Annotated in this window: 31 protein-coding genes; 15 read left to right on the top strand and 16 right to left on the bottom strand. The window is 49.9% G+C overall.

The features are described 5' to 3' along the window. Window positions 1-15 precede the first annotated feature (15 nt). The 5 genes from yycF (at window position 16) to KJS65_RS21180 (ending at window position 5,582) form a co-directional block, all read left to right on the top strand. Window positions 16-747, top strand: a complete 732-nt coding sequence (yycF, locus tag KJS65_RS21200) for a response regulator YycF (RefSeq protein WP_136608177.1) — start codon at window positions 16-18, stop codon at window positions 745-747. After that, window positions 748-2,574: a cell wall metabolism sensor histidine kinase WalK gene (gene walK / locus KJS65_RS21195; protein ID WP_213651829.1), complete on the top strand. Its 1,827-nt coding sequence runs from the start codon at window positions 748-750 to the stop codon at window positions 2,572-2,574. It abuts the gene before it with no gap. Continuing rightward, complete coding sequence (locus KJS65_RS21190) at window positions 2,571-3,851, top strand: YycH family regulatory protein (RefSeq protein WP_213651828.1); 1,281 nt, start codon at window positions 2,571-2,573, stop codon at window positions 3,849-3,851. Before walK ends, KJS65_RS21190 begins: the two co-directional genes overlap by 4 nt. Window positions 3,852-3,972: 121 nt before the next feature. Beyond that, window positions 3,973-4,770, top strand: coding sequence for a two-component system regulatory protein YycI (yycI, locus tag KJS65_RS21185; RefSeq protein ID WP_213651827.1), 798 nt, complete (start codon window positions 3,973-3,975; stop codon window positions 4,768-4,770). Between the two features lie 5 nt (window positions 4,771-4,775). Beyond that, window positions 4,776-5,582, top strand: coding sequence for an MBL fold metallo-hydrolase (locus tag KJS65_RS21180; RefSeq protein WP_213651826.1), 807 nt, complete (start codon window positions 4,776-4,778; stop codon window positions 5,580-5,582). Here the strand turns inward: KJS65_RS21180 and KJS65_RS21175 are convergent. Beyond that, window positions 5,551-5,757, bottom strand: coding sequence for a hypothetical protein (locus tag KJS65_RS21175; RefSeq protein WP_213651909.1), 207 nt, complete (start codon window positions 5,755-5,757; stop codon window positions 5,551-5,553). The genes KJS65_RS21180 and KJS65_RS21175 overlap by 32 nt on opposite strands. A gap of 660 nt (window positions 5,758-6,417) precedes the next feature. Here KJS65_RS21175 and KJS65_RS21170 point away from each other — a divergent pair. The 4 genes from KJS65_RS21170 to KJS65_RS21155 all read left to right on the top strand — a co-directional run bounded on the left by KJS65_RS21170 (window position 6,418) and on the right by KJS65_RS21155 (window position 9,115). Next, the gene (locus tag KJS65_RS21170) at window positions 6,418-7,665 is read left to right on the top strand and encodes a S1C family serine protease (RefSeq protein WP_213651825.1); all 1,248 of its coding nucleotides are present in this window, start codon (window positions 6,418-6,420) and stop codon (window positions 7,663-7,665) included. Window positions 7,666-7,793: 128 nt separating this feature from the next. Continuing rightward, window positions 7,794-7,961: a CxxH/CxxC protein gene (locus KJS65_RS21165; protein WP_136607486.1), complete on the top strand. Its 168-nt coding sequence runs from the start codon at window positions 7,794-7,796 to the stop codon at window positions 7,959-7,961. Between the two features lie 232 nt (window positions 7,962-8,193). Beyond that, entirely contained in the window at window positions 8,194-8,673 is a 480-nt protein-coding gene (rlmH, locus tag KJS65_RS21160; RefSeq protein ID WP_213651824.1) for a 23S rRNA (pseudouridine(1915)-N(3))-methyltransferase RlmH, read from the top strand. Between the two features lie 100 nt (window positions 8,674-8,773). Next, window positions 8,774-9,115, top strand: coding sequence for a hypothetical protein (locus KJS65_RS21155; protein WP_213651823.1), 342 nt, complete (start codon window positions 8,774-8,776; stop codon window positions 9,113-9,115). A gap of 18 nt (window positions 9,116-9,133) precedes the next feature. Here KJS65_RS21155 and KJS65_RS21150 read toward each other — a convergent pair whose 3' ends face one another. From KJS65_RS21150 to KJS65_RS21100, 11 genes are all read right to left on the bottom strand, one after another. Beyond that, window positions 9,134-10,783 carry a recombinase family protein gene (locus KJS65_RS21150; RefSeq protein WP_213651822.1) on the bottom strand — a complete coding sequence of 550 codons (1,650 nt, stop codon included), beginning with the start codon at window positions 10,781-10,783 and terminating at the stop codon, window positions 9,134-9,136. Then, a complete protein-coding gene (locus KJS65_RS21145; protein ID WP_213651821.1) occupies window positions 10,695-12,338 on the bottom strand; it encodes a recombinase family protein in 1,644 nt (547 codons plus the stop codon). The genes KJS65_RS21150 and KJS65_RS21145 overlap by 89 nt, the downstream gene beginning before the upstream one ends. Window positions 12,339-12,345: 7 nt before the next feature. Continuing rightward, a complete protein-coding gene (locus KJS65_RS21140; RefSeq protein WP_213651820.1) occupies window positions 12,346-12,510 on the bottom strand; it encodes a hypothetical protein in 165 nt (54 codons plus the stop codon). Between the two features lie 29 nt (window positions 12,511-12,539). Further along, window positions 12,540-12,857 carry a DUF960 family protein gene (locus KJS65_RS21135; protein ID WP_213651819.1) on the bottom strand — a complete coding sequence of 106 codons (318 nt, stop codon included), beginning with the start codon at window positions 12,855-12,857 and terminating at the stop codon, window positions 12,540-12,542. A 29-nt stretch (window positions 12,858-12,886) separates the two neighbouring features. Next, the gene (locus KJS65_RS21130) at window positions 12,887-13,354 is read right to left on the bottom strand and encodes a JAB domain-containing protein (RefSeq protein ID WP_213651818.1); all 468 of its coding nucleotides are present in this window, start codon (window positions 13,352-13,354) and stop codon (window positions 12,887-12,889) included. Then, window positions 13,351-13,752 (bottom strand): hypothetical protein, encoded by a 402-nt coding sequence (locus tag KJS65_RS21125; protein ID WP_213651817.1) that lies wholly within the window; start codon window positions 13,750-13,752, stop codon window positions 13,351-13,353. Before KJS65_RS21125 ends, KJS65_RS21130 begins: the two co-directional genes overlap by 4 nt. Before the next feature lie 187 nt (window positions 13,753-13,939). Beyond that, complete coding sequence (locus KJS65_RS21120) at window positions 13,940-15,367, bottom strand: hypothetical protein (RefSeq protein WP_213651816.1); 1,428 nt, start codon at window positions 15,365-15,367, stop codon at window positions 13,940-13,942. A gap of 140 nt (window positions 15,368-15,507) precedes the next feature. Then, complete coding sequence (locus KJS65_RS21115; RefSeq protein WP_213651815.1) at window positions 15,508-16,041, bottom strand: hypothetical protein; 534 nt, start codon at window positions 16,039-16,041, stop codon at window positions 15,508-15,510. Window positions 16,042-16,493: 452 nt separating this feature from the next. Next, on the bottom strand, window positions 16,494-16,997 hold the full coding sequence (locus KJS65_RS21110; protein WP_213651814.1) for a hypothetical protein: 504 nt from the start codon (window positions 16,995-16,997) through the stop codon (window positions 16,494-16,496). A 220-nt stretch (window positions 16,998-17,217) separates the two neighbouring features. Further along, window positions 17,218-18,372 (bottom strand): hypothetical protein, encoded by a 1,155-nt coding sequence (locus KJS65_RS21105; protein ID WP_213651813.1) that lies wholly within the window; start codon window positions 18,370-18,372, stop codon window positions 17,218-17,220. A 102-nt stretch (window positions 18,373-18,474) separates the two neighbouring features. Next, window positions 18,475-18,738, bottom strand: coding sequence for a hypothetical protein (locus KJS65_RS21100; RefSeq protein ID WP_213651812.1), 264 nt, complete (start codon window positions 18,736-18,738; stop codon window positions 18,475-18,477). A gap of 252 nt (window positions 18,739-18,990) precedes the next feature. On the opposite strand from KJS65_RS21100, the gene KJS65_RS21095 reads away from it, so the two are divergent. Then, window positions 18,991-19,368 (top strand): helix-turn-helix domain-containing protein, encoded by a 378-nt coding sequence (locus KJS65_RS21095; RefSeq protein ID WP_213651811.1) that lies wholly within the window; start codon window positions 18,991-18,993, stop codon window positions 19,366-19,368. Window positions 19,369-19,410: 42 nt separating this feature from the next. Here KJS65_RS21095 and KJS65_RS21090 read toward each other — a convergent pair whose 3' ends face one another. The 3 genes from KJS65_RS21090 to KJS65_RS21080 all read right to left on the bottom strand — a co-directional run bounded on the left by KJS65_RS21090 (window position 19,411) and on the right by KJS65_RS21080 (window position 21,401). Beyond that, window positions 19,411-19,659, bottom strand: a complete 249-nt coding sequence (locus tag KJS65_RS21090) for a hypothetical protein (RefSeq protein WP_213651810.1) — start codon at window positions 19,657-19,659, stop codon at window positions 19,411-19,413. A 111-nt stretch (window positions 19,660-19,770) separates the two neighbouring features. After that, a complete protein-coding gene (locus tag KJS65_RS21085; RefSeq protein WP_213651809.1) occupies window positions 19,771-20,808 on the bottom strand; it encodes a hypothetical protein in 1,038 nt (345 codons plus the stop codon). 74 nt (window positions 20,809-20,882) lie between these two features. Next, window positions 20,883-21,401, bottom strand: a complete 519-nt coding sequence (locus KJS65_RS21080; RefSeq protein ID WP_213651808.1) for a hypothetical protein — start codon at window positions 21,399-21,401, stop codon at window positions 20,883-20,885. Window positions 21,402-21,550: 149 nt separating this feature from the next. Between KJS65_RS21080 and dcm the strand changes: the two genes are divergently transcribed. Genes dcm through KJS65_RS21065 form a run of 3 tightly spaced genes read left to right on the top strand, consistent with a single transcriptional unit; the run spans window position 21,551 to window position 24,523 of the window. Continuing rightward, window positions 21,551-22,828, top strand: a complete 1,278-nt coding sequence (gene dcm, locus KJS65_RS21075) for a DNA (cytosine-5-)-methyltransferase (RefSeq protein ID WP_213651807.1) — start codon at window positions 21,551-21,553, stop codon at window positions 22,826-22,828. Next, window positions 22,821-23,279, top strand: a complete 459-nt coding sequence (locus KJS65_RS21070) for a very short patch repair endonuclease (protein ID WP_213651806.1) — start codon at window positions 22,821-22,823, stop codon at window positions 23,277-23,279. Before dcm ends, KJS65_RS21070 begins: the two co-directional genes overlap by 8 nt. Window positions 23,280-23,308: 29 nt before the next feature. Next, window positions 23,309-24,523, top strand: coding sequence for a type II restriction endonuclease (locus KJS65_RS21065; RefSeq protein WP_213651805.1), 1,215 nt, complete (start codon window positions 23,309-23,311; stop codon window positions 24,521-24,523). A 52-nt stretch (window positions 24,524-24,575) separates the two neighbouring features. Here KJS65_RS21065 and KJS65_RS21060 read toward each other — a convergent pair whose 3' ends face one another. Next, complete coding sequence (locus tag KJS65_RS21060) at window positions 24,576-24,758, bottom strand: hypothetical protein (protein WP_213651804.1); 183 nt, start codon at window positions 24,756-24,758, stop codon at window positions 24,576-24,578. A gap of 325 nt (window positions 24,759-25,083) precedes the next feature. On the opposite strand from KJS65_RS21060, the gene KJS65_RS21055 reads away from it, so the two are divergent. After that, complete coding sequence (locus tag KJS65_RS21055) at window positions 25,084-25,638, top strand: TIR domain-containing protein (RefSeq protein ID WP_213651803.1); 555 nt, start codon at window positions 25,084-25,086, stop codon at window positions 25,636-25,638. A gap of 14 nt (window positions 25,639-25,652) precedes the next feature. Beyond that, window positions 25,653-26,489 (top strand): macro domain-containing protein, encoded by an 837-nt coding sequence (locus KJS65_RS21050; protein WP_213651802.1) that lies wholly within the window; start codon window positions 25,653-25,655, stop codon window positions 26,487-26,489. Window positions 26,490-26,569: the final 80 nt, after the last annotated feature.

The raw sequence follows: 26,569 nt of genomic DNA, 5'->3' as shown, positions 1-26,569 counted from the left end.
GGGGTGAAAGAGCGGATGCAGGGAACGATTCTGGTGGTGGATGATGAACAGCCCATTGCCGATATTTTGAAGTTTAATTTGGAAAAAGAGGGTTATGAGGTCATCTGTACCTTTGACGGCGTAAGCGCGGTCGAGATGGCGATCTCTATTCAGCCTGACCTGATGCTGCTTGATTTGATGCTTCCGGGCAAAGATGGGATGGACGTCTGCCGCGAGCTGCGTGCTCAGGGCATGCACATGCCGATTATCATGCTGACTGCAAAGGATGGCGAGATCGACAAGGTATTGGGCCTGGAGCTCGGCGCGGATGATTACGTCACGAAGCCGTTCAGCACGCGTGAGCTGCTTGCGCGGGTGAAGGCGCATATGAGGCGCCAGACGAAGACGGCGGGCACAGAAGCCGCTGCCGTGGCAGTGCAGGAGCAGAAGCAGGGCATTCAGCTGTTTGACCTTTTTATAGATACGGATATGTATTTGGTGTACAAGGACGGCGAGGCGCTGGATTTGACGCACCGTGAGTATGAGCTGGTGTATTATCTGGTGAAGAATGCCGGAAGAGTGATGACACGGGAGCATTTGCTCCAAGCGGTATGGGGTTTTGAATATTTCGGGGATGTCCGCACGGTGGACGTCACGATCCGGAGGCTGCGCGAGAAGATTGAGGAGAATCCGAGCAAGCCGGAGTATATTTTGACGCGCCGGGGTCTTGGGTACGTGATGCGCAGTCCCAAAAACGGAGGCCTGTAAATGAAATGGACCTCCTTTTTCCGCACCATTCAGGCGAAGCTGATCATTATCTATGTGCTGCTCATTCTGATCGCCATGCAGCTGATTGGTGTTTATTTCGTGAGCGCCATGAAAAACTCGCTGACCCGAAATTTTACGCAGGACCTGCAGGAGAGAGCTGAGCTTCTGTCCGTACTGGCCGCGGAAAAACTGGAGAGCACCGCCGATACAGGAGAGAATAATTCTGTTGAAAGTCTGGGAGCGATCGTGACGAATCTGTTCAACATGGACGGAGCGGAGATTCAGGTACTGGATGCGAGCGGCAAGGTGCTGATTACATCCAATCAGTCGCATATGGACTATGTGGGACGCAAAAATACGCAAACCGTGGTCAGTCGCGCGCTTCAGGGCAGCAAGGATAACGAGGAATACGTCATTGACGAGGACAATGTCCGCAAGAAGGTCGTGGCGAAACCCGTGTTTAACAAGGGTAAAATTGTCGGCGCGGTATACATTGTCGCCTCGATGAAAGAGCTGTACACGACGATGGGGCGGGTTAACAATATTTTCATATCCGGTATATTGCTGGCCCTGGGACTGACGGCTGTGCTGGGAGTCATTCTCGCGCATACGATTACCCATCCGATCAAGGAAATGACGCGGCATGCCACAGCGGTGGCCGAGGGGGATTTTGACCAGAAAATGCCCGTCTTCGGCAATGATGAAATCGGCCAGTTGAGTGAGGCCTTTAACTATATGACAACCCGTCTGCGGGAAGCGCTGCTTGTAAATGAGGAAGAGAAGGAAAAATTAGCTTCCATTCTCACCAACATGAGCGATGGCGTGATTGCGACAGATGAAGCAGGACGGATTATTCTGATGAACCGCCGTGCAGGTGCGATTTTGGGCGTGGATGAAGAGGAACTGTCCGGCAGTGGCATTGCGGGGGTGCTGGGACTCAGCGCGGAGCAGACGCAGACGTTCACGGAGGGTACGTACGTGACGATGCTGCTGCAGATGAACCCGGAAGAGGAGCATTCGTATATGATTCGAGTGACATTTACTCCGATCCACCGCCGGGAATTTGGCATTACAGGTACGATTGCCGTACTTCAGGATGTGACGGAGCAGGAGAAGCTCGAAGCGTCGCGGCGTGAATTCGTGGCGAACGTCTCGCATGAGCTGCGTACGCCGCTCACGACCATCAAGAGTTATACTGAAGCCCTTGATGACGGAGCACTCGATGATCCGCCGCTGGCATCACGGTTTGTGGGCGTGATCCAGAATGAGACAGGCCGGATGATCCGGCTCGTAACGGATCTGCTGCATTTGTCGCGGCTGGATAACAAGGAAGCCTTGATACGCAAACAGCCAACAGATGTGCTTGAAATGCTGGAGGATGTGGCGGACCGGTTTTCATTCCAAATGCAGCAGAAGGACATCGGGGCCGAGGTCAAGGTGGAAACCGGACTGCATAAGGCACTTTGTGACCGCGATCAAATCGATCAGGTACTGGACAATTTGGTGTCCAATGCGATGAAATATACGCAGCCTGGCGGGAAGATCTCCATGGGAGCGACCGAGGCGCCGGGTAACATGCTGGCTATTTCCGTACAGGATACGGGGATCGGGATTCCGAAAAAGGATCTCGACCGGATTTTCGAGCGGTTCTACCGGGTCGACAAGGCGCGTTCCCGCAGCATGGGGGGCACCGGGCTCGGGCTGTCCATCGCCCGGGAGATTGTGCTTGCCCATAGCGGCACAATCTCAATCCAGTCGGATCTCGGACAGGGGACCAAAGTGACGTTTACATTGCCGCTCACTGAGGTTGAGGGGGTGGCAACATGAAGGAACGGATGAAGTCGCTCTTGCTGCTGCTGCTCGTCTTGGGCAGCCTGATTCAGAGCTATTACCTCATTTATCGCCTTCCGGGGAGCGACACGGCCGCCAAGGCGATGAACAACTATATCAAAACAGACAATATGGGTCCGCAGGATAAGGTGGAAAACCTGCTCTATCCGGATAAGATGCTGATTCATATGGGCGAAGGCAAGCATACCATTTTCTACCCGAATTCAACGTTCTATAAATTGATATACACCCGTCTGAAGGGACGCAGTTTCGAAGGCTTCCAGCGGCGGCCTGTCGAAAATATGGACTGGAATAAGATCCGTAACGAGAATCCCGGCATTGAGCTGACCTTCGGCTCCGGCATTCCGGTGTCATTGCTGCAGCGGGTGATGCAGATTCAGCCCGATTCATTGTTTGGAGCTGAGCGGATTAACCGGATCTGGATCTACAGCGCGCCAAGTGATTCGAAGGCGCATGCGCTGTTCTTCAGCACAGAAGGCGATGTAGTGTATGAAGCCGGCAAGGTCGATCTGACCGTGCAGGATGTGCAGCAGCATGTGGACTTCGGCAAAAACTGGATTCCGTATGCCATGCAGGCGGACGGCTCGTATTATCTGCCGGAGAAGCCGGTGGACATGGTGGACGCGAATTTGGAGATCGGCTCGTATACGGTAGCACAGATGCAGCAGAGCCTGTTTTTTGATCCGGGCATTACCCGGTATATTCAGGAAAAGGACGGCTCGGAAATATATACAGACTCTAAGCGCAGTCTCCAGGTACGGCAGGAACAGAAATGGATGAGCTACACGGACCCGGCGGCTCCGCCGGCCGGGGAGAGCAGCGATGATAAAGACATTTTGGCGGCAGTAGATTTTGTGAATGAGCATGGCGGCTGGAATGGCGTATACCGGCTGGACTTATCCGGCATCGGAACGGAGCAAAGCCAGATTATGTTCCAGCAGTATTACGGCTCTTATCCGGTTCTCGATACGATGAACTTCCATTACGGTACGATGAAGCTGGATTTACAGCAGGGCAACGTCTCTACTTACGAGCGTTCCCTGATCTATATGAAAATGGGACAGCAGACCAAGCAGATGAAAAAGCTGCCTGGCGGCGATGATCTGAAGGCGATGCTGGCAGCATTCAGCAAGGAGTCTCCGATTGTGGATCTCTATCCGGCTTATCTGCCGGAGCTTGAGACCAAGGGACTGAAGCTGACACCTGTCTGGGCCGTGAAGCTGGCGAACGGACAGATTCGGACGATCAGATAAGGATGATGACGAAGGTGGAAGCTGCGGAGGGACCGTATTGTTCTGAAGAAGTGACAACCATCGGGAGAGCAATACCGTAGTGGTTAACACTCACAATGACTGCATATAAGGAGGCAAAGGGATGGATTGGGGACGGGCCAAAAATGTATTGATATATGCTTTTTTGCTGCTAAACCTGGTGCTGGGTTATCAGCTATGGGCCGATGTGCGTGAGCAGGCGGACACCAATCTGGATTTTGCCTCCTTGTCGGAGAGTACGCAGAAAGTCATGAAAGAAAAATCGATTCAGCTGCTGTGCCAGATTCCGAGCATTACGCCGCAGCTACCTAAGATCACGTATCAATATTTGAATGGGGAAAGCATCGGCGGGCTGGTCATATTACAGGATAAAATTGAAAGTCAGCTGATTTTTAGAGATAAAGAATTGGTGAGTGCCTTAAAGGGGCGGATTCCGGAGATCGGAAACTATCAGTATGATCCGCTGGCAAGCGAGTATATGAGCAAAAGCGAGATGGAGCGGGTTAAACAGGCCGGAGCTGCCGGACGCTTCGTCATGCACGCGCTCGTGGATCAGAAATGGCCGCTATTTAACGACCAGCTGGAATTGTACTACAGTGAGCAGCGGATAATCTCCTACAGCCAGTCTCCAATCGAGATTGCGGCATCGGGAGATGAGGAGAATCAGAAAATGCTGCCGGCTAGTAATGCGCTGAAAACCCTGGTGGAGCGGCATATTCCGCCGGGTTCGAATATCAAGGACATTCAGCTTGGGTACTACGGGCAGGTATATAACTCCGAAAGCCAGGTGGCCGCGCCTTCGTGGCGGTTTACGCTGGAAAGCGGAGAGATGTATTATGTACAGGGCATCAGCGGGGATGTTACTGTGAGCAGTCCGAAGACGGAGAAAGAAAGGGAGTAGTGGTTATGGGAATATCTTTTACAGTGCTGTCCAGCGGTTCTACAGGCAATGTCACCGTGGTCAGAAATGAAGAAACGACATTGATGATCGATGCAGGCCTGAGTGCCAAACGGATTGATGAGCTGCTGAAGGAGCGGGACGTAACGGGCGAGGAGATTGACGGTATTCTTGTCACCCATGAGCATTCGGATCATATCAAAGGTCTTGGGGCCGTGGCTCGCAAGTACGATCTGCCAATCTACGCCAATGAAAAGACATGGGAAGCAATGGAGAAGTCCATTGGCAAGATCGCGGAGGAGAACCGGATTGTGATGGACAGCGGCGAAGTCCGCGACTTCGGTTCGCTGCGCGTGGAATCGTTTGGCATTTCGCATGATGCAGCGGAGCCCGTAGCCTATAATTTTTATGACGGTAATGAGAAGCTCAGCGTGGCTACAGACCTCGGATATATGAGTGATAAGGTGAAGCAGTCGCTCAGCGACTCGAACGTGATGGTGCTCGAAGCGAATCATGATATCGAGCTGCTGCGAATGGGCAGATACCCTTGGAATATTAAGCGCCGTATCCTTGGTGATATGGGTCACTTATCCAATATCGCTGCCGGTGAAGCCCTTAGCGAACTGCTCACGGGTGATCTGAAGCGGACGTATCTCGCACATCTCAGCCGCGACCATAACATGATGGATCTGGCTAAAATGACCGTGCGCGACAGTATGGAGGAACGAGGCTGTTTTTATAAAGACAGTGAATTTAAATTATGCGATACGTATTATGACCGCCCTACACCGTGGGATAAGGTGAGTGAACCATAAATTGGTCGAGTTCGGCCGCTTTCCTCTCCACTTCTTCACGGGTGAGGATGCCCTTGTCTACCAGCAGCTCAATCATCGTGCTGAGGGCAAGGGTATTGCGGTAATGCTCATCCTTCAAATCTCCAAGCTTGGCCATCATCTGCACATAGTCCATACTGGACGGAAATCGTTCCATCATATTCATCCTCCTGGCATGATTTTCTTGGTAACTCTCTTCTACTATTATTTCCAAAAATCAACAATCAAATCCACAACTCACCAGTACAACCTTTTAAAATAAATTAGGTACGAAGACCTCCATGTGTTACAATAATCTGTACCGGAAAAAAACCTGAAAGTCCTTGCAGCAGTTGGGCTGAGGGCGATTAATAAGCCTCCAGATTTTAGGTAAATTATCGAGTGTAGCCTTGCTTTGGAAGTGGCTGTACTTTGCTGGTCTGCTATTATTCTAGTAGCTTGCTGATGGAAATATTCCTGTTTTTTGATAGAGTCTCGTAAAAATTGGATGTCTGGATCAAAAAGTTTAAGGAATATGGATTTTTTTGCTTAAGAGTGGCTGTTTTGTGGTGATTAAAAATAAAGGGGATTTCAAACGCAACCTTTAGGGCCATCATGCAGTTTATAATAATGAAGACTTTTGCACTACAGAAAAAACAGCGCCAAAAAGGTAATCTTTAGGTAGATTGAAGATAACTGAAGATCATGCAGACGAGCTCTTACATGGAAATGATTATTCAGATGAGGACCGGACAGGATTACATACCTAAGAGGGTATTGGAGGTACACAAACGGCAGGTTGGATTTGGGTGCGTGACAACAAAGGGGAGAGGATCACATGGGGCTGTTTCAAGATGATTTTTATTCGACCAAAGTGACGAAGCGTGAACGCGGATTCCGCAAAGCCCGCAAGGCGCAGGAAGCTTGGCCAAGATCCAGGCGCAGCCGGGGGATGTCCACGCTTCAGGTTGCTACGATCAGCTCGGTCATCAGTGCATTTGTAGCTGTGCTGTTGTTCAGTATGATCACGGGACTGCCTTCCTCCGGGAAAGAAGCGGTCGCGGTTAGTGCCATCAATTCCAAGCAGCTGGACAGTAACGCCGATCCTTATGACAGATTAGTAACGGCTGCAGCCAAAGTACGCCCTACCGTAGTAAGCATTGTGAATTACAAGGATGCCAAGAAGGATAAGACCAGTTTGGAGGATTCGGCTCTAGGATCAGGAGTTATTTTCAAAAAAGACCAGGGTCAAGCCTTTGTGATTACGAACAACCACGTTATTGAAGGCTCACAGGAGCTCGAAGTGGTATTGGTAAATGGTGAGATGAAAAAAGCAAAGCTCGTCGGCGCAGATAAGGTGAATGACATCGCCGTGCTGGCAGTCAACGATAAAGATATTAATGAGGTAGCGGAAATGGGCGACTCCGGCAAGCTGCGGCTTGGGGAAACGGTGTTTGCGATCGGCAATCCGCTTGGACTCGGGGACACACTGACTTCCGGTATTGTAAGCTACACGAACCGTATTGTGCCCGTATCTCTGAACCAGGATGGCGTATATGACTGGGAGCAGGAGGTCATCCAGACCGATGCGGCAATTAACGAAGGCAACAGCGGCGGAGCGCTAGTAGATCTGAACGGAAAAGTCATCGGCATTAACACGATGAAGATTGCGGATGCCGGTGTTGAGGGATTGGGCTTTGCCATTCCTGTGGAGCAAGTGATGAAGACGGTCGATGAGCTGATGACACATGGCAAGATTGCCCGTCCGTATATCGGCATTTACTCCATGGATCTCGGTAACCCGTATGCCCAAATGGATGAGGATCAGCTCAAGGAGCTGAAACTGCCAAGCGATGTGAAAGACGGAGTCGTGGTGCTGGATGCCATTGGTCCGGCGCAGGAAGGCGGCCTGAAGCTCAATGATGTGATCGTTAAGTTCAATGATGATCCGATTACGACGACGCTGGAAATGAAGAAATTCCTGTACGATAAAGTCAAAATCGGCGATACCGTGAAGGTTACCTTTTACCGTGATGGCAAGGAACAAACGACGAACGTGAAGCTGGCGGAAAAGCCGGATCAATAAAGATAACACCAGAAAAACAGATGTGCGAAAATGTTGAAAAAGGGCTATAATCTGAGTAGGAATTAAGATTTTTGCAAAAGATGGACTTATGACAACCGTGTGCAACGTTAGAAGGGATGCTTTCATTTATGTATGTAGTATGCAAAGAACATTTGGAGCTTGCTATTGATATGTTTGTGGATGAATACGAGGATGCTCCGGACGTTGTGGACCTGAAGGATACAGAGTTTTCCGATTGGGATCCGCCGGTGCAGTGCGCACACTGTGAGCAGGCCGGCAAGTTTCTGGTCGTATAACCACAAGAGCATAAGGTAAAAGGGGAGCGTGGGAGCACGCTCCTTTTTAGTTGTCATGGAAATGCGAGATGTGTTATCCGTGAATTTTTGTGTGTAAGAGATCAGGATCATGAAAATACGAGGAAGAAGAACTAGCCTATTCCAAGCGGCCCGGATGGACAGGGATGGAAGGCAAGGGAGCTTCCCATAATACAGTACATATCAAGGTTTAATGAACGGAGGGCATACGAATATGTTGATTCAATTGATTGGGGTCGGCAAGCTGAAAGAGAAGTATTTGGTGCAGGGCATCCAGGAATACGCCAAGCGGCTGACCCCGTACATCAAATTCCAGATGATCGAGGTCGCGGACGAGAAGGCCCCGGACACCTTGAGCGAAGCGGAAGTGTCAATCGTGAAGGAGCGCGAGGGCGAACGCATCCTCGCGCATGTCAAAGAGAGCGCGCATGTGATCGCTCTCGCCATCGGCGGCCAGCTATGGAGCTCGGAAGAGCTGGCTGCCGAACTCGACAAGCTCGGCACGTACGGGACGAGCCATGTCGTGTTCCTGATCGGAGGAAGCCACGGGCTCTCCGATCAGGTGCTGCGCCGCGCCCAGCAGAAGCTGAGCTTCGGGCGCATGACGCTGCCGCATCAGCTGATGCGGCTGGTGCTCACCGAGCAGATTTATCGCGCGGTGAAGATAAATCGGGGGGAACCATACCATAAGTAGGGCGAAATTTTGGGTACTTAAGCCTTCTTGAGAATAACCCAAGTAAAGTAGCATACTTTTATCTATATCTAAGAGGAGCAAATAGAAGGAGCGTATTAATATGATCGTGCTTAATGATTCAGACACTATGCGAAAATACCTTCGGGGAGTGCTTGCGCGAGCTGGTCACCATGCTCCAAATGTAGAGGCTTGCGTTATTGCTCTCTTTGGTGGAGTAATAGCATACAAGGATAAGGGGACTGACTTGGAAGTGAAGGAACATGAAGGGGATATGAAGAATGTCCTCTGGACACAAATAAAGGGCAAGAGATACGCATTCACTTATAACCATGATAAACAATGTATCGATATGCGAGAAAATAGCACACATGGACCAGCCAGAGAAAGCTTCGACGATACATGGACACTCAGCCGAATTAGAGCATTGTTTTCATCGCTGTAATCAGATTGTTAAGCATAGCTAAATTGTGATGGTCAGATTTTGTGTTAATCGTGGGGCTTTTCCGGACAAAGGAAAAGCCCCTTCCGCCGTTGATTCAGCAGAAGGGGCTACGCTTAAAAAATGCTTCTCGGTCTCCTCGTTGAAGGCGAGCTCTACGCTGCCGACGCGCTTCCTGTCGTCCAGCGTGATCCGTTTCACGATCAGGTGCAGCAGGGTCTTGCGCTGCGGGAATGGCGAGCGGCTGAGCAGGGCGTCGAACCGGCCCACCAGGGAACGAACGAGCTCGTAGGAGACGGGCTCGGCCTGATCGTCCCGGAGCTCCAGCTGCAGCTTCGACCGGCGGGTAAGCTCGGTGTCGAGCTCCCTGTTCAGGTCGTTCAGGCGTTCCGCAAACAAGCTGCGGTCGATCTCGTCCATCTCGTATAGCTCAAGGTACTTGCGCTTCTTCATCTCCAGCTTGTCGATGCGGGCTTGGACTGCTGCCAGTTCATCCCGTAGGGGTTTAATGCGTCCCAATCTGTGCTCGTTAACGCTGCGGGTGACTTTCTTAAGGATGTCAGGCTTCATGACAGCGTCCCGAATGCGCTTCATCACTATTTTCTCAGCTTCGTCCTTGCGGACGCTGTTGGCGTGGCATACGGAGCTTCCTTCGCTTCGAAAGCGACCGCAGGAGTAGTACATGCGAACGATCTTCGTTCCGTCCTTCGCCCGGTTCACCGTTCGGCTTGCGGTCATCGCCGCGCCGCATTCGGGGCATCGGATGAGCCCGGTCAGCAGGTATTCCCCCTCGAAACGCTTTTTCGGCATGACACTCTTCTTATGTCGTAGGAGCTGTACCTTCTCCCATAACTCTTCAGAGATGATCGCCGGATGATGACCCTCGGCAAGTATGATCTCTGAGGATTTGCCTTTGCGCCTCCTCTCTGCCCAGTTCTCGTAGCGGTTATAGCGGATTTTTCCGACAAACATCGGATTATCGAGAATGTCCCGGATGGCGCAAGTGGAGAAAGTCTTGCCCGTCTTGGTCTTGTGGCCCCGGTGGTTCAGATCGTTGGCGATCGCTTTCAGGCCGTGACCGGCGGCATACTGTTCGAAAATGTTGAGGACGAGTGCCGCCTCCTCCTCGATGACGACAATCCTGGTCTCCCTTCCACGTTCATCAATCTTTACGCTCCGGTAGCCGAGTGGCACCTTACCGTTGTGCTTGCCTGTTCTGGCGCGTTGCCTGTGGCCCATTTTCACGTTGTCCACGATCGTGTTACGCTCAAGCTCCCCCACGGCGCCCATCATTTGCAGGGCGAATTTTCCCATGGACGTGGTTGTGTCAAAATTCTCCGAAAGTGAGCGGAAGGCAACATTGTTCTTTTCCAGCAGATCGACGATATGGAGAAGGTCGATGTTCTTGCGAGCCATCCGGTTGAACTTCCAGACGAACACCTCGTCAAACATCTTGTCCTGAGCGTCGCGAAGGAGCCGTTGCAGCTCATAACGTCCCTCAATGCTCTTTCCGCTGATGCCCCGGTCCACATACTCCCCCACGACCTCCCAGTTGTGCACCTTGCAATACTCGCGCAGGGTGTCAAGTTGGGCGTCGATGGAGTAGCCGTATTCGGCCTGCTCCTCCGTGCTGACGCGGGCGTAGATGGCGACTCTTACTGTTTGGTTCATGCTTGTTTGTCCCTCCTTGTTGGTATCGTGGAATCTCCAGGCTCAGCAGTGCTGCAGTGCCCTGGATGGTCGCCGCCGAGATGTCCCGGTCACGCGGGACAGCGATGTAATCGATAAGGCTTCGGTAAAGCTTCTTTTGCTGCTCGGGCGAGGCATTCCGCATCATGGGCCGAAAGCTGTCCAGGGCTTGCCGAATGCTCGCCTCAGGAATGAGGCGCTCAGGCTGTTCGGCTACAGATCGCTCTAACTTCTCCCTTTCTTCCTCCAGAAGCCCTGATTCAGCCCGGATCATGTCCAGTCTTTTTCTGAGTTCCGGGGCATCGATGTGCCCGTCCTCAAAAAGTTCGTAACAGCGGAGGCTTCGCTTTTTCTGAGAAGCGAGCTGGGCGTCGATTTGCTTCAATGCCTGCCGGATGGGTAGCAACTTCCTGTCCCGTCTGAGATTGATCTCCTCCACCAGCCGCTCTGCAACGGAAGGATGGGTGATGAAATGCCGGACCCGGGATTCGACCCAGGCTTCGGCTTCATCCGCCCGGATATGATTCGCCCGGCAAACCTTGCTTCCTCCAGAGTTGTATCGGCTGCACACATAGTAGAAGCTGCTAGAATGAATGCCGTTTTTTCGTTTCCGTGTTACGTGGGACGGAATCATACTGCTTCCGCAGCTCGGGCACTTGAGAAGCCCGGACAGCGGGAAGGGACGCGTGATGCGCTTTGTTGGCGGGCATGAGCTTCCGGCAAGCCGCAGCCGCACACGCTCCCAAAGTTCTATCGGGACGATTGGCTCGTGCTCGCCGTCTACCGTTTGTTTGTTGCCTTGTTCGTCCGTGTAGGTAATCTTGCCGATGTAGTTAACGTTGGTCAGGATGCCGCGTACCGAAATGCTATGAAAGGCCTTGCCGCGCTTCGTCCTGTGGCCGTCCCCGTTCAACCGGTTGACGATGGCCTTCAGGCCGAGGCTGCTGGCGTACATCTCGAAAATGGAGACGACCCGCTCGGCCTCCTCGGGCACGATCTCCACGTAGGAAAGGCGCGGGTCGTCGGGATGGGTGACCCATCGGTATCCGAGAACTTGATTGCCGCTGTTCCATCTGCCGAGCTTGCTGCGCTGCTGCATGCTGTGGCGCACGTTCTGCGCAATTTGCCGCCTTTCGTGCTCGGCCACGGACCCGGCCATCTGAAGGGCGAACTTGCCCATCGGCGTGTCTGTCTGGAACTCCTCCGTCAGGCTGCGCAGGGCGATGCCGTGCTTGTCCAGCAGCTCGACGATGTGCAGGAGATCCGCCAGATTGCGGGAGAGACGATTCAACCGCAGACACACGACTTGCTGGAAGCGACCGCTGCGGGCATCATCCAGAAGTTCGCGGAGTTCCGGTCGGCCATCAATAGACTTGCCCGAGCGACCCGCGTCGACATAAACCTTGTAAACATTGATGTGAGACTTGCGGCAGTAGTCCTGCAGGGTGTCCCTTTGGGCATCCAGGCTGAAGCCCTCGACCTGCTGCTCGGTTGAAACGCGAATGTACAGGGCGGCCAGTTGTTTTTCGTAATTCATGAATCCCCTACGCGACGATCTGCGCTTCGATGCCCAGACTTGCGAGGTATTTCAGCCAGTAGGCAGCTCGCTGTTGCCGCTCCTCTTGTTCGGCATCGAAGTACTGGCAGATCATGTCGGCAAGGACGTCTATAAAGAGGTCTTGTTCGTTCGATTCTTGTATGGTATTCACGGCTGATTCCTCCCTGGCGTTTGTGGTCTTCAGTATTCTTCTGGCAGCAGAATGTGGGCGTGAATGCCCTCGTCAACGATCCATACGGTGAGGTCGACGGGATTTTCGATGCCGCCAAGGGTGTACTCGGTGCGTCTTTCAGGCTGCTCCTGGCGGTGAATGATATGCTGAACCTTCTGCCCCTTGAAGTCCTCCATCGACAATTCGAAGATTTGCAGGTAGTCCATCTCCAGGTCCTGGTCCAACTGTGCATCAATAAATTTGAACAAGATGAACGGCAATTCATGCGGAAGGTTGTCCCAAATTCCTTTGGTCGCCGCACGCGGAGCGAAAGTGAGTTTTGCCATCGGTGGTCGTGCCCCTTTCTAAAGATGATTTACATTAGTCCTCGTTCTTTCAGGCTGACAAAGTTCCCTTCTCCCAGCACGATGTGGTCGAGAAGCTCGATCCCCATAAGCAAACCCGCATCCCGGATGCGTTCGGTGATTTCGACATCTTCGGAGCTTGGCGTCGGGTCTCCGCTCGGATGGTTGTGGCATCCGATGATGGATGCGGCATTGGCGAGAATGGCGAGTTTGTAGGTTTCCCTCGGGTGCACCAGCGAGGCATTGAGCGTCCCGCAGGATACCATGTGGATGGCTGTTGGCTGGTTCTTGGTGTCCAAAGTGAGGATGCAGAACGCTTCCCGGTCAAAATCACCGAGAAATTGGCGGAATAAGTCAGCGGCATCGCCCGCCCTGTAGATTCTTCGTTGCGGATACAGGATGGACGTTTTCTCACGAACCAGCCGCAGGCTCACCACCTGAACCCTTTTCGCTGGCTTTTCAAATTCGTTTATCGTCATTCCGGATCAGCCCCCCCTTCAATGGCCTGTAGGGCAAGCCATGTTTCCAGTTCGATCTCCTGTTCTCCCTTCAAGGAGAACACGCTTGTGAAGCTCTCGTTATCGTGCATGAGCATGATCCGGTAATACGGGATGCCTTTGATTGTAAGCAGCTCGACGAACTCTACATTTAGGTAGGGGTAATTGAGGCCGAGTGAGAAGATGGAGGCATTCGGTTCCTGGGGTTCCAGGCACACGATGCAGTAGCCTTTACCGTCTAGCCGAAAGACGTCTCCCTTACCGTCGAAATCCAGCAGCTTGCGAAGCTGGTCGAGCTCTTCTCTGACCGCGTGTATCAGGACGGGTGCGCATTTGTGAGCCATGGTGTCTATGTCTGTCGTGCAGTGAATGTTTAACATATTGGTTTCGCCTCCAAGCGGGTATTGTTCCGCCCCTGTTACTCAAGGGGTACAAGAAGATAATATATATCTGAAAATTCAGACATTCCGCTTGGGGGGATCCCAACCTTTTTGCCTTCTAACTTCTGCCCGAACCGTCGCTTGTGCCTGGACGATTGGGGCGGTAAGGACGGTTTTCTTCAGGCGTTCATTTCCCTCTGCGTTTTTTCTTGAGGGAGAGGGAAGACTCCGGCTTGTAGTGTTCGTTGGTAATGATGACCTTTCTGTCGCCTGTTTTACGGGATTCGAAGAAAAGTCCGGCCTGTTCCAGATTCGACCGCAGGTTGTTCATCCGCCGGGTGAGCGCATTTGGGCTCTCGGGCCAGTTCCTCCCGGAGATGCGGATGGCGTTTCTCATACATACATCCTGAAGCGCCGTGTACAGGGCGGTTGGGCTGCTTTCCCATTCCCGCCGGTCTTCCATGAGCTTCAAGAGGGCCGCTGCTACAGGGTTATTGTGCAGGATTTCCTGGCTTGCCTGTTGCTGATTTTCGCTATAGGCCTTCAGGAAAAGCTGACCTGGTTTCCCCATGGCCTCGGCAATGGCATACCCCCATTTGGCAAAGTCGGCCATCCTTGGCTTCTCGGCAAGCTCCACTTGTGGGAAAATGGCCATTGCCTTGGAGAGTAAGAGAAGGCACGAGCCCAGGATTTGGGGCAAGTCTTGGCGAAAAGCGTCCCATACTTCCCCTTCATCCTTTCGCTCGGAAGGCGGGATGCGCTTGAATTCGATGACAATGGAGCGGTCCAACAGGTCTGAGCGCGTAACGACAATGTTTATGCCGTTAAGCATGACGCAGCGTTTGAGCTGGAGTATGACTTCCTCGTCGTCGGTATAAAGTCTTCTTTTGGCGATGCTGCCCCCAGTGGCTGCCATGCATAGCAGGTCGCTCCGTTCGGATGATAGGGAATCAAGATTGTCGAATCCCGGCATGTAGTTGTTGCTGAGAATGATGCCCAGGTTGTCGGTGCTGTTGGGCATGGAAAGCAAACCCGTTCTCGCAGGGTCGACGATGGCGCGAATCATCCGCATGGAAGTAGACTTCGCAGCGCCTTTCTCCCCAGCGAGCACGAGAAGCGGATGAGGCATTTCCGGAATGAAACAGCTAACAATGTAGACGGCCAGTAAGAAGAGGTCCTGTTTAAGCTGGGTCCGGAAATGTTTCGAAAGCAATTTCAGCGGGTCGTGCGCCTCATCGAAATCAGGCCACACCTGCGGAGCCGTATTCGTGGTACGGTGGAAGATGCTGGGCCCGTTTTTATATGCCCGGCATCCATTGGGGCCGATGAGGACGGCACCGGACTGCGAATCGGCCAGGTCGTAAACAATGCGTCCGTCCTTTGCAAGGGCTACACGCCTGGATAGCTCTCTTTTCTTTCCTTCGAATGTAGCAATGGACTCGAAGTGATAGGCGGCTTGCTTCAATGCTTCCGGGCTCACAGGCTTGCCTGTAGCGCTATAGAAACGTTTGTGGAGGAGAAGCTTGTATGCTTTGCTGTTAACCTTCAGGGAGCGTCGGACATTCTTTTCCGTGATCTCTACGTATGCTTCGCCTAAATTATCAGTAAAGTACACGCCGTCAGCGCCGAGATTGATTAGCTTCTGTGCATCGGTTTCCTTCGAGTTTTCCCCAAACCTGTTTTTCATCCTGAATCCCTCTTTCCGAATGTGGTTTTTAACAAACGAGTTGCTAAAAGTGTGTCCTGCAAGCGTGACTAGAAAAGGTCGTCCCAGTCAAGCTCGTCAATGTCGTCTTCTGTGTTCCTGTTGGCATACTCTTCGTACTCAAGGCAGCCCTCATCCATCACGTCAGTATCGTCTTCTGAATCAGGAAAGTTGTCCTCCGGGTCCCAATTGGTACGGGCGATTTCTTCCTCGGTCGCCGCCCGAATATCTCCGATGGCGTAATTTTCTCCCGTATTTACCATTGATCCTATTGAAATAGTCGGTATTATAGCCGTGCCAAGAAGATCTTCCGGGTTCAGGTATCCACCTTCTAGGGGAAGACACCGGAGCACGGTGAGTGTATGCATGAATTGACTGCCCGGCTCCCAATCTACAGGGATGACATGTTCCAGGTAATAGGGGTGATCGCTTCCCTCCGGTAGTATATGAAGACCAAGCTTTAGTTTTGCTGAGGCTTCCCCATCTGCACGGTGACATTCCGAGCGAACGATAACACCCAGATGATCGCCGTCCTCCAACGGAGAAAGGTTCGGGCATGGGCGGTACAATTTGTCCACTTGCATTTTGGCACTTCCTTTTCTTTTTGATAGGTCCTACCTTGCCGCCCGGTTACCGCCCGGATCGACCTTTCCGTCCCAAAAAGAGATGGGCGGTTTTGGCGACCATGGCGGAATGTTGTACCCCAGCAGGCAGGCTTTGTAGTGGGGGTCTCCCAGTGGTACATTTGGTGCTTGTCTGTTCTGTTTTCAAGGTGCATTTGTTTATGTAATTATCATATTAGATGCCTGTATTTCTGTCATTCCGCACTAAGCGGGACTGACTATGAGGGGATCGGACCGATTGGGGAGGGGTGACTGCCGGATACGGCTTATGCTATTTTTCTTGTTTTTGAAATTCCTGAATTTTGGAGGGGAAATCATACTTTCTTAGCGTGTTTCCTCTTTCATTCTCTCCTTTTCTCGGAAACAGAAAAAAGAAGAGTCCAGGGCTTGTACAGGGCTCTCTTCCTTTTGTTTCACGAATCGGTATCCTGCGCCTTAAGCGCACGCTTTTGGTCTCTCTCTTGTCTAGCCTCTTGAAGAAGCGCTTTGAGTTCAGTTTCCGGGGTATATTTGAGAAGGGTGGGTATGAGCTGTTCTTTTTTCAGGTGCTTGAGAAGTCGTACACGTTTCTTAAACTTATCCGCTTCCTTTTCCTGTTGTTCTCTCTTCATTGCCCTCTCTGCGGCGGTTCTGGTCTTACGCTTGTTTCCAAGGGCTTTAGCAAGTTCATTTGCCATTTCCCTGCACTCAATCTTGGCACGCTCACATTCACTTCGATCCGGGAAGAGCTGATTCATGTTCTGATTGGTAGTGAGGATTTTGTGGAGAGTAAGAATCCTCCCATGGGAAATAATTTTCCGCGCTTGTTGTTTTTGGGTCATATCTATACCGAATTCATCGTATAAGCAATGGGACTTCTCAACCAGCTTTTTCAGGTTCCGGCCCCTTGGTGATAATCTTAGAATGTTACTATTCATGTTGGTAATGCTTCCTCCGTTTTTCGTTTCTATCTTTCTATATTATATATGTCGGTTGGAGAGAGTGCATTTTGGAAGGTGTATGACGCTGGTAGGCTATGTTCTCCCGTCTCGATTGAATGAGAGAATTGGAAGGGAGGGTTGATCTCGCCAAAATAAAAAAAGAAGACCCGATTCCCAAATAGGAAGAATTGGATCTTCTCATCATGTCGGCTAGCGCCTACTTTTTCAACCACTCCAGCCATTTCGTGTTGACTTGTTCGAAGCTACCAAACGTCTGAACAAAGGCCTTTTCCATCGTCGGCTGTGTGCTGGCCAGGAAGCTGTTGAACTTGTCGCTACCGTAGGTTTCGTACAAGAATGCTGTAAACATGTAACCGCCGATATACTGTGTTTTCACGGAAATATTGTCTTTATAGATGATGATATGCTCCTGAGGCTTCTCAAGTATGATTGGCTTCCAGTACGCCTCGCTTTTCTTGAGGTCGTCTGTGCCTTTTGCCGCCAGGTATTCCGCTTGTCCTTCCTTGATCCACTGCATCTCTTCTCCGCCGGTAAACCATCCTTTTTTATCTCCTCGACGAATATTCTCCTGTAGATAAGTTTGCGGCGTATGGATGAATTCGTGTTTGAACAAATGGGTGAAGTAGGCCTCGTCGTAAAGACCTCCTTCTAGCGTGTAGCCCTTCTTTTGATAGGCAGATGGCGTGAGGACATGAATTTCTGCCCTCAGAACTTCATCAGTACCATAGGTATAGTTGTAAGCCGTTCCCTCACTTACCTTGTCGGTTGCGGTAGGATGCAAATAAATATAGATTGGATGGAGACCGTCGTTCAGAGTGCTACCGATCTCAGGCAGGAGAGATGCAAACTCGGCGGTTGCGACGTTGTACCCCTGTTCGAAATCAGCTGCAGCTTTCTCGACGTCCTTTTCATACTGCTTCGTGTATAGCAGCGTAAAATGCTTCGAATGATATTCAAGCCAACCGTCTGCTTTGTTTTTGGTCGACTGTGCTTGGGCCAAAAGCTCTTTTAGAGTCGAGACTTGGCCTTGAAGCTTCTGGATCTGCGCTTTGTCCTGATCTTTCTTATAGCTATTGAACATGAAGGTGCTCGTCTTGGAGTCGAATGCATAATTTGCCTGGAAGACCGTTCCGATGGCTGGTGCGGCGATGTATGTAGTCCCGTTCTGGGCTATCGTTGAGGGAACCATTTTGTTTCCGACTTGAATCTTCCCCTTACTTGAAGTCATGTTTAGGGTAAACCCGTCCAGCCCAATCTTGAGAATGGGGTTCGTGGCTGCTGTGGCTACCCCGAACCCGAGCAAAAACACACAGATTAATGCGACAATGACTTTGACTTTCGAAGACTTCATTTTCTAGTATCCCCTCTTTGTTTTTTTCGACATCAGACAATAATTCTCGACATTTGAGGAAAATCCTTCCTGTCGATATAAAAACTTCATAATTCTGTGGACTTATTCTTGATGGTCCTTTGGAACTCCCTTCTTGGCTCCATACGTAATTAACGCAAGGATGACGACAATGATGGCAGTCCAGATGTAATGGTGTTTGATAAAGCCGATTCCCCACTCTACAATGGCGAAACCGATCATGACGCAGATGCCGAAAACGACGATCATGCTGTAAAATCCACCGAAGGTGATGCTGAACATCCGATTCAGCATGATAAATAGTACAATACCTACAATGAGACCGAGAATGATTCCGAATGTGCTCACTTGCAATCGCTCCTAAGATAGAATTTGGTTTTGTGAAAATTGGAATGTAGTTAGTACCTTTTGTTCTTCTCCTTTCGTAAGTGATCGTACCCTTCACAAATAAAATGTCGAATTTGTGCGTCTTAGGTACTATCCGTACTATATTCCCATTATAAGAACTCATAAGTATCTTTTACAACATTTTCTTATAGTTTAATGCTCTGTCCGCCAAAGATGTTATTTCCTACCCTTGGGATAAGGGTGGTGGTAGGAATGTCTGAATTCTTGGCGCTGGTAGGCGCGAGGATCAAGCAGTTAAGAGTACAGAAGGGACTGTCGCAGGCCAGGCTAGCGGAGTTGGCCGAGCTTCAGGATTCGTATATCGGGGGCGTGGAGAGGGGTAACCGGAACATCTCTCTGAATTCACTGGAAAAAATCATGTCGGCCCTGGGGGCCGACCCGGTAGAGGCGCTTAAGTTTGGTAGATTGGACGAGGTCGCAGATTTGGACGGAGAAATGGAAAAACAGGAAATCATGGACATTCACTTGTCCCTGCTCCGGGACCGGAGCCTGCCGGAAATCAGGCTGGTGCAGCGGATGGCGAAGGACATGTTCGACACGTTTGACAGGAAAGCAGAGCACGAATCGTGAAAAGGGGGCGAGCGGGCGGCGTAGGCCGCAACGCTTGTCCTTCTATTTATTGTCATGGCCTGAGCGTTCGTAGATGAGACGAAGCCTACACTTCAAAAGCTTACGGTCTGCCTTTGCGAACTGGCAATGGGCTTCGAGCGCCACCGAGAATGCGGTGGAGATGTTGAGGCTAAGGGAATGCTTGTCGACATGAAGAAGAATGCCGGTCAGCAAGTTTTGTGATGCCTCAACCTGTTCCAGTAGCTGATCTGCCTGCTCTGTCAGTTGGGCGATTCGGTTTTTGTTGGACATGGGTGAGTCTCCTTTTCAATGGAAATTGATGTTGTTCAGGATTTGCTGCTGTTCCAAAAAGCGTCGGTACTGTCCTTGTCGCCGTCGACGCAAGTGACGCAAACTTGCGGGTCAAGATCGGGCGTACTTCGGATTGATAGTGATAGATGCATCCGAATGTTTGCGATAGAAGCGCATGTCCCGGCTCGATTGGTTGGCCTGGGCGGTGAATTCTGCTTGTAGCGTCTCATCCTCGAATGTAAAGAAGTCACGCCCCTTCTGGCCCCCGAATAGGGCGATCATGGCGTAGTGGTAGCTGCCAGGGTTGCAGACGCCGCCGCTTCCGAGCGGGACAAGTTCGGCAATTTCCCCGACTGTCAGCTTTTCCTTGCGTTCCGGCTGCCTGTCGAGGGCGAGGAGCAGGCAGGCGAACAGCACGTCCGCGTTTGCCCTTCCCTCTATTCCTTCGGGAGCGTATTTCTTGCAGTCGATGGCCTCCCAATTCAGTGACCAGATCGCGGGTTCGATCGTGGGAGGAGTCTTGCCCGCCAGCTTGGTCAGCGCGTGTCGGTTCCCGTACGCCTTCAGAAAGCGGTCGAGCTGCACACGCGCCCGATTCGCATCCTTGGGTTGCATCTTGGGGAGCAGTGCCCGGAAAAAGTCGGTGTAACGCAGGAGTCCACCCAGGCTGCAGTCGGCGTCAGGCTCGCCTCCTTCATGCCCGACCTCCTTGAGGAGGTCCCGCATCGCTTCCAGCCGTTGAGTGTCCGCGAGTTCTAGCGCGTCGGGGTGGGCCAGATGGGCGAGGAAGGCGGCGATGTCAAAGGCAAGGGATTCGCCGCCTAGCCTGCTTGTCCAGAAGTCGAGCGCCCGGGCGGGTTCAGCAGCTTCCTCCCGCACGAACTCCGGCCATAACTTGATGACGGACAGGGTAGTCTGTCGCTGGGCGTTGGGCGCGTCCTTCCGTTGCCAGAATCCGCCGCGCCAGGACAACGCTGCGCGAATCATCTTTGGATCGACCGCCTTCGGATCGGCGAACTGCTTGCGCCACTGGTTGAGCGGTTCGGTTGGGTACTTGGCGAAGGGGAAGTGTGACATATGCTCGTCGAAGTGATCGTTAATGTAAGTAACGATGGACTTTTTCTTATTCTCACTGATTGTTAAGGTCATTTCTGTGAGTTCCTCCTTTTTCGTTTCGTTAGCGTAATTGACGGTATCGACATAATTGACGGAATTCTGTTTGATCAGAAGGGTGGGTCAAGGTCATCGTCTATCATGTTCCTGTCTCCTTTCTGGTCTTCCTTAAACTGTGGCTCGGCAAAGTCCTTGTCATGACCGTTTAGGGCAATCCACTGCTCAGGTGTCAGGAACGGGTCCCTAAGCTGAATGTAGAAAGGTTCTGCAAGATCTCGTACCCATCGGAGTGCGTCAGGGATCGTTCCGCCATGAAAAATGGGAGGACCCTCTGCCCAGAGGTCCTCCCACACGAAATTTGCTATCTGGATTTCTTGGTCTAGCTTAACGTAGACGTCTGTTCCGTCTACATAGTCATTAGTGCCCTCCTCGTCTGTTGTGCGAAGCACGAGACGAATGGTATGGGTAGGCGCTACCCCGCTTGCTGGAGTACACTCAACGTGATTATCAGCAAACGGGACGGCAGCTGCGGCCATGATCCAGATGTTTTGTTTGTAAGTGCTGGTGAGATCATTGGTGTCGAATTGGTTCTTTAATAATTGTAAGATACGGATAAAATTGATAGACATTTTTAGATTCTCCTTTTGGATAGTAGGTTCTGTTCACGAGCAATGACACAGATGAATAAAAATTAATTGCGAAAGTCTGTTCGCCTATGGTATTCTTATGTCAAAAACATTCCCCCTGGGAATATTTTTGACAGGGAGGCTGGCTTACGATGAAAACATTCAAGAATACCGAATTTGCCCACATAAGAGAGTCAATGGGTTATTCTGTAAGAGAAGTTGCGGGATTGCTTGGGAAAAGCGAGCGTACCATCTACCGATGGGAAAAAGGCGAATCTTTACCTGAGGAAAACTTGCTCCGGGAGCTTAAAACTATCTACGATGTGCGTTCAGGCCAACATTCAGAGAACGCCAACTTCAAGTTCATAGATCTTTTTGCAGGTATTGGGGGTTTACGAAAGGCATTTGAATCGATAGGTGGCAAGTGTGTGTTTACGAGTGAGTGGGATTTGGCTTGCAGAAAAACCTATCAGGCCAATTACGATTGCGATCATCCGGTAAATGGCGATATTCGTGATGTTGATCTGGACAATATGCCTCAATACGATGTGTTGGTAGCGGGCTTCCCTTGTCAGCCATTTTCTATTGCCGGTGTATCCAAGAAAAATTCACTGGGTCGTCCCCACGGTTTTCATGACGCTACACAAGGCACGCTGTTCTTTGATGTTGCACAGATGATAGAACATCACAGACCAAAGGCATTTCTGCTTGAAAATGTGAAGAATCTGTTAAGCCATGATAAGGGAAACACCTTCAAGGTAATCATGAGAACGTTACAAGAAGAACTGGGTTACCATGTTGATTTCCGGGTTATTGATGCAAAGCATTTTGTTCCTCAGCACAGGGAGCGTATATTCATTGTAGGATTCCGTGATGATGTCGGATTTGCCTTCAAACACATGATGTTCCCCCAGTCTGGGCCAAAACTCGGTTCGATTCTACATCAGGAAAATGGAACAGAAGAGCCTGAACCCCCGTACACGGAAGCGCCAGAGGGCAGAGTGGCAGACAAATACACATTGAGTGACCGGCTGTGGGAATACCTTCAAAACTACGCGGAGAAGCACAGGGCAAAGGGAAATGGATTTGGTTATGGGTTGTTTGGTCCTGAAGACATAGCACGTACTCTATCTGCACGGTACTACAAGGATGGTTCGGAAATTCTGATCAGGCAGGAAGGCAGGAACCCACGGAGGCTGACTCCACGCGAATGTGCAAGACTGATGGGGTTCGATAAGCCGGGGCAACAATCCTTTGTGATTCCTGTTTCCGACACTCAGGCGTATAAGCAATTTGGAAATTCAGTTGCTGTACCTGTTGTTGAGGCTGTAGCAGCACATATGCTCCCGTACATTTTCAAGGTAATGAGAACGGCCAAGGATACGGATCAAGTTGAAATGCTTTTTGAGAAGGCTGAAGCCTATGTCTGATATCGTTTCACCTGAGACAAGAAGTCGAATGATGTCCGGTATCAAGGGCAAAGATACAAAACCTGAAATGATTCTCAGGCAAGGCCTTCACAAGCTGGGCTTCAGGTATAAACTTCACGACCGGAACTTGCCGGGAAAACCAGACATGGTCTTCCCCCGGTACAAGGCGGTCATTTTTGCAAATGGCTGTTTCTGGCATGGACATTCCTGTCATTTGTTCAAATGGCCCTCTTCAAATGAGGAATTTTGGCGTAACAAGATAAATCGGAACATGGAAGTGGACGGTGAGACCGTGGCTCGCCTTCAGGAGATGGGCTGGAGGGTTGGAATTGTATGGGAATGTTCCCTGAAAGGGAAATACCGCATCAACAGCGAAGAAGTAATAGAGCTATGTGCCCAATGGTTGCACACGACGGATATGGCATCGATAGAGATTGGTGGGCAATGCTGACAAACCATCATTTGTGAGGATGTTATCGTATGAAGAGAGGTTTTCTTTCGCAGTATTTTGAAGGGGTAGCAATAAAACGACTTAGTGCAGTAGAGGCGAATCGTTCTAAGTCCAACCAACATGAGTTTAACGGAGTCAGGCTCCTGAGGAATCTGTTGGGAAATGGGGAGAGATCATTCACAGCCCGGTTTATGTGGCTGTCTGGCGAAAATGAGGGAATTACATCTGAGGGGAAAGTAACTTGGTATGACTCAAGAAAGAGACAAGCCCACAGGGCAGCTGAATACAGGTTATATTTTAACAGTAATCCAGTAATGGATGGTGCCAAAGAGGGCGACCTTCTTATAGTTGCTAAAAGACCTGATGAAGAGATTTATATTATTGTAGTCCCTGCAGATAGTACATTCGAGAATCAACTGTTGTGGCTGTTTGATGTTGAACTGACTGACAAGCAGTTCACGTATCAGTCTTTTGAAGCGGGTAATGATCCAGAAGTTGATTTTGTTGTTCGCTATATTCTCGAGGAGTTGGGTATTGAAGTCTCGGACCCCGATGGTAGCTACCTTGACAGTATAATCGAACCTTATTTAAAATCAGGCTTCCCTAGTACGTCGGTGTTCTCGATGGTAGCCCGAAAGACACTCAAGGATGTTTCACCGATTGAGGAACCGGACCAAACCCTACTAAAGTGGATTGAACATGAAGAAAAACTCTTCAAACGTCTTGAACGCCATATGGTTGCTAGAAGGCTCGAAGCGGGATTCCGGGATGAAGGAGCAACTGATGTTGAAGGATTTATCCAGTTCTCCCTCAGTGTTCATAATCGAAGAAAATCGCGTGTGGGTTATGCTCTAGAGAACCATCTGGAGGAAATTTTCAAGGTTCATAACATGACTTATTCTCGAACGCCAGTAACGGAAAATAAGTCCAAACCAGATTTTCTATTTCCGCATATCGACAATTATCGTGACATGTCGTTCCCTGAATCCAGATTGACTATGTTAGGCGTCAAGTCCACCTGTAAGGACAGATGGCGGCAGGTATTGGCTGAAGCTCAGCGGATTCGGAATAAGCACCTTTTTACACTCGAACCAGGAATCAGTGAGAACCAGACTGATGAAATGCAAGCGAGCAATTTGCAGCTTATCTTACCCAAGCGGCTGCATGAAACATACAAACCCAATCAGCAAAGCTGGCTGATGGACCTGAATTCATTTATTCAGCTTGCCAAAGAGAGACAATAATGGTGATGGTGAACATTACGAGGCTGTGATTTAACTCAGCCTCGTTTTGATGTCATTTTTTGCTGATAGTTTCTTTCCATTCCATCAAATCAAAGATAACCTCTCGAAAGTCCTTGTCAAAGGGATATCCCTCGGAAAGCTTATCGCTATAATCGGCCTCGATTTTTTCCCATTCCTCACCCAAGTGAGACCATGCATGAATGGCTTCATTCAATGCCTTTAAAAAGTCCTCCAATCCGATTACCTCCTGAACAGTGTCTTATTGTACTATGATATCATTCAAAAACTGATTGGTATATGGCAACGATCAGGCACCACAAGATTTCGCTCTATGGATGATACGGTGAACCGTATCACAAGTAGGGCGAAAAATTATGAAGATGAAATGACTAGAGTTGTCGTTAAGCAAGTTGAATAATTTGATATGAGGACTCCTGAGACCATTTGGCTCGGAAGTTTCTTAGTTCTTTTTGACTAGGGCTTGTCCATTATTTTCCAAAGCTATGATATGATAAGAAGGTAAATAGAAGGATTCGGATCTATACGAGGGGGTTAAACTGATGGCTAATCGGACAGGAACCTATGTCGCTTTTGATGGTTTTGGAGAAACAGACCCTACAAAGTCTGACTTTAAATACTATGCCACACTTCAAGCATGGAGTGCGAACAAAAATATCGAATTTTCGCTGACTAACAGTCACGAAAAAACGGATGCGGTGCGTGATACAAGTAAACGGGCAACATTGTATGCGCGTATTCAAGCAAGGCTGAGAGCATCAAAAAACATGTTCGTCGTCCTTACGAGTAAGACGCGTTATACCGGAAGTGTTTTAACCTATGAGATCGAACAAGCAATAGACACATACAAAATTCCACTTATTATCGCCTATCCCGAATATTCATCCATTCTGCATGTGGAGAGCCTCAGTAATCTTTGGCCAAAGGCACTTGCCGACCGTATAAATAGTACAGGTATAGAGGCAATCCATATCCCATTTGCTAAAGATTGCATTTTGAATGCCATCACTCGTTTCCATGTGAACGGTGAGCATCTTAGCGGAGGGAAGGATTATTACAACCGTGAAACACAAGTCAAATGGGGTCTGATCCGGTAAAGGAGAACATGTAAATGAAAGTCCCGTTTTTTGGTAAAAAGATACTGCATACTTTCTATGGATTTCTAAGTGTAATAAGCGTTCTTACTTCTATTGTTTTTCTTTTTGTTGAAATAGATCCTAAATGGAAAGGCGCCATTGGTGGAGGGGTACTGGCATTGCTGGTTCTTGTTTACATCGGAACCTGGATTCATGCTACTCTGCGCCGAAGCATAAAACTAACGATTAACACCTCAGAGATTGAGGTGAAGTTTGGTGATATTTTTTCTGAGGAAGCCAATCTAAAGGTAGTTGCTTTTAATGAATATTTCGACACGCTGGTGGACGAGAAAGTCATTTCAAGCAATTCACTCAATGGAATATATATTAAGAAATTCTATCAAGGAAAAGTCGCTGATTTAGACGGAATTATCTCTTTGGACACCCACCTGCCGGAGATGATCTCCTACAAAAATGTAGAAAGGCCTGTCGGAAAGAAGGTTGCATATAGACTTGGAACAATATGCACAGTAGACGATTATCTTCTGACGGCGTTCTCACGCTTCGATAAAAGTAACCAAGCGTATCTTGAAATGAACGATTACATAAGCTGCCTGTTGAATTTCTGGAATGAAATAGATAGGGTTTATGCAGGGAGAACAGTTGCCATACCCGTTCTAGGCTCCGGAATCACTCGCTTTAGAGGTTACGAGCATATTTCAGATCAAGAATTGCTTGAACTCATTATATGGACATTTAAGGTGAGTCGTATAAAATTCAAGTATCCATCTACGGTGAAGATCGTGGTCTGGAAGAAAAAAAAAGAAAAGATAAACCTGCTCAAGCTGAAGGACTTACAATCGCGAAATTAGAGCAGATAATTATGATATAAGCCTCTATTCCAGGACTGGGAATGGAGGCTTATATTACGCAAGGGAAAACCTTATATGGA

The sequence above is a fragment of the Paenibacillus sp. J23TS9 genome, assembly GCF_018403225.1.
Classification (GTDB): Bacteria; Bacillota; Bacilli; order Paenibacillales; family Paenibacillaceae; genus Paenibacillus_AQ.
This window is presented reverse-complemented; position numbering and strand designations above follow the sequence as displayed.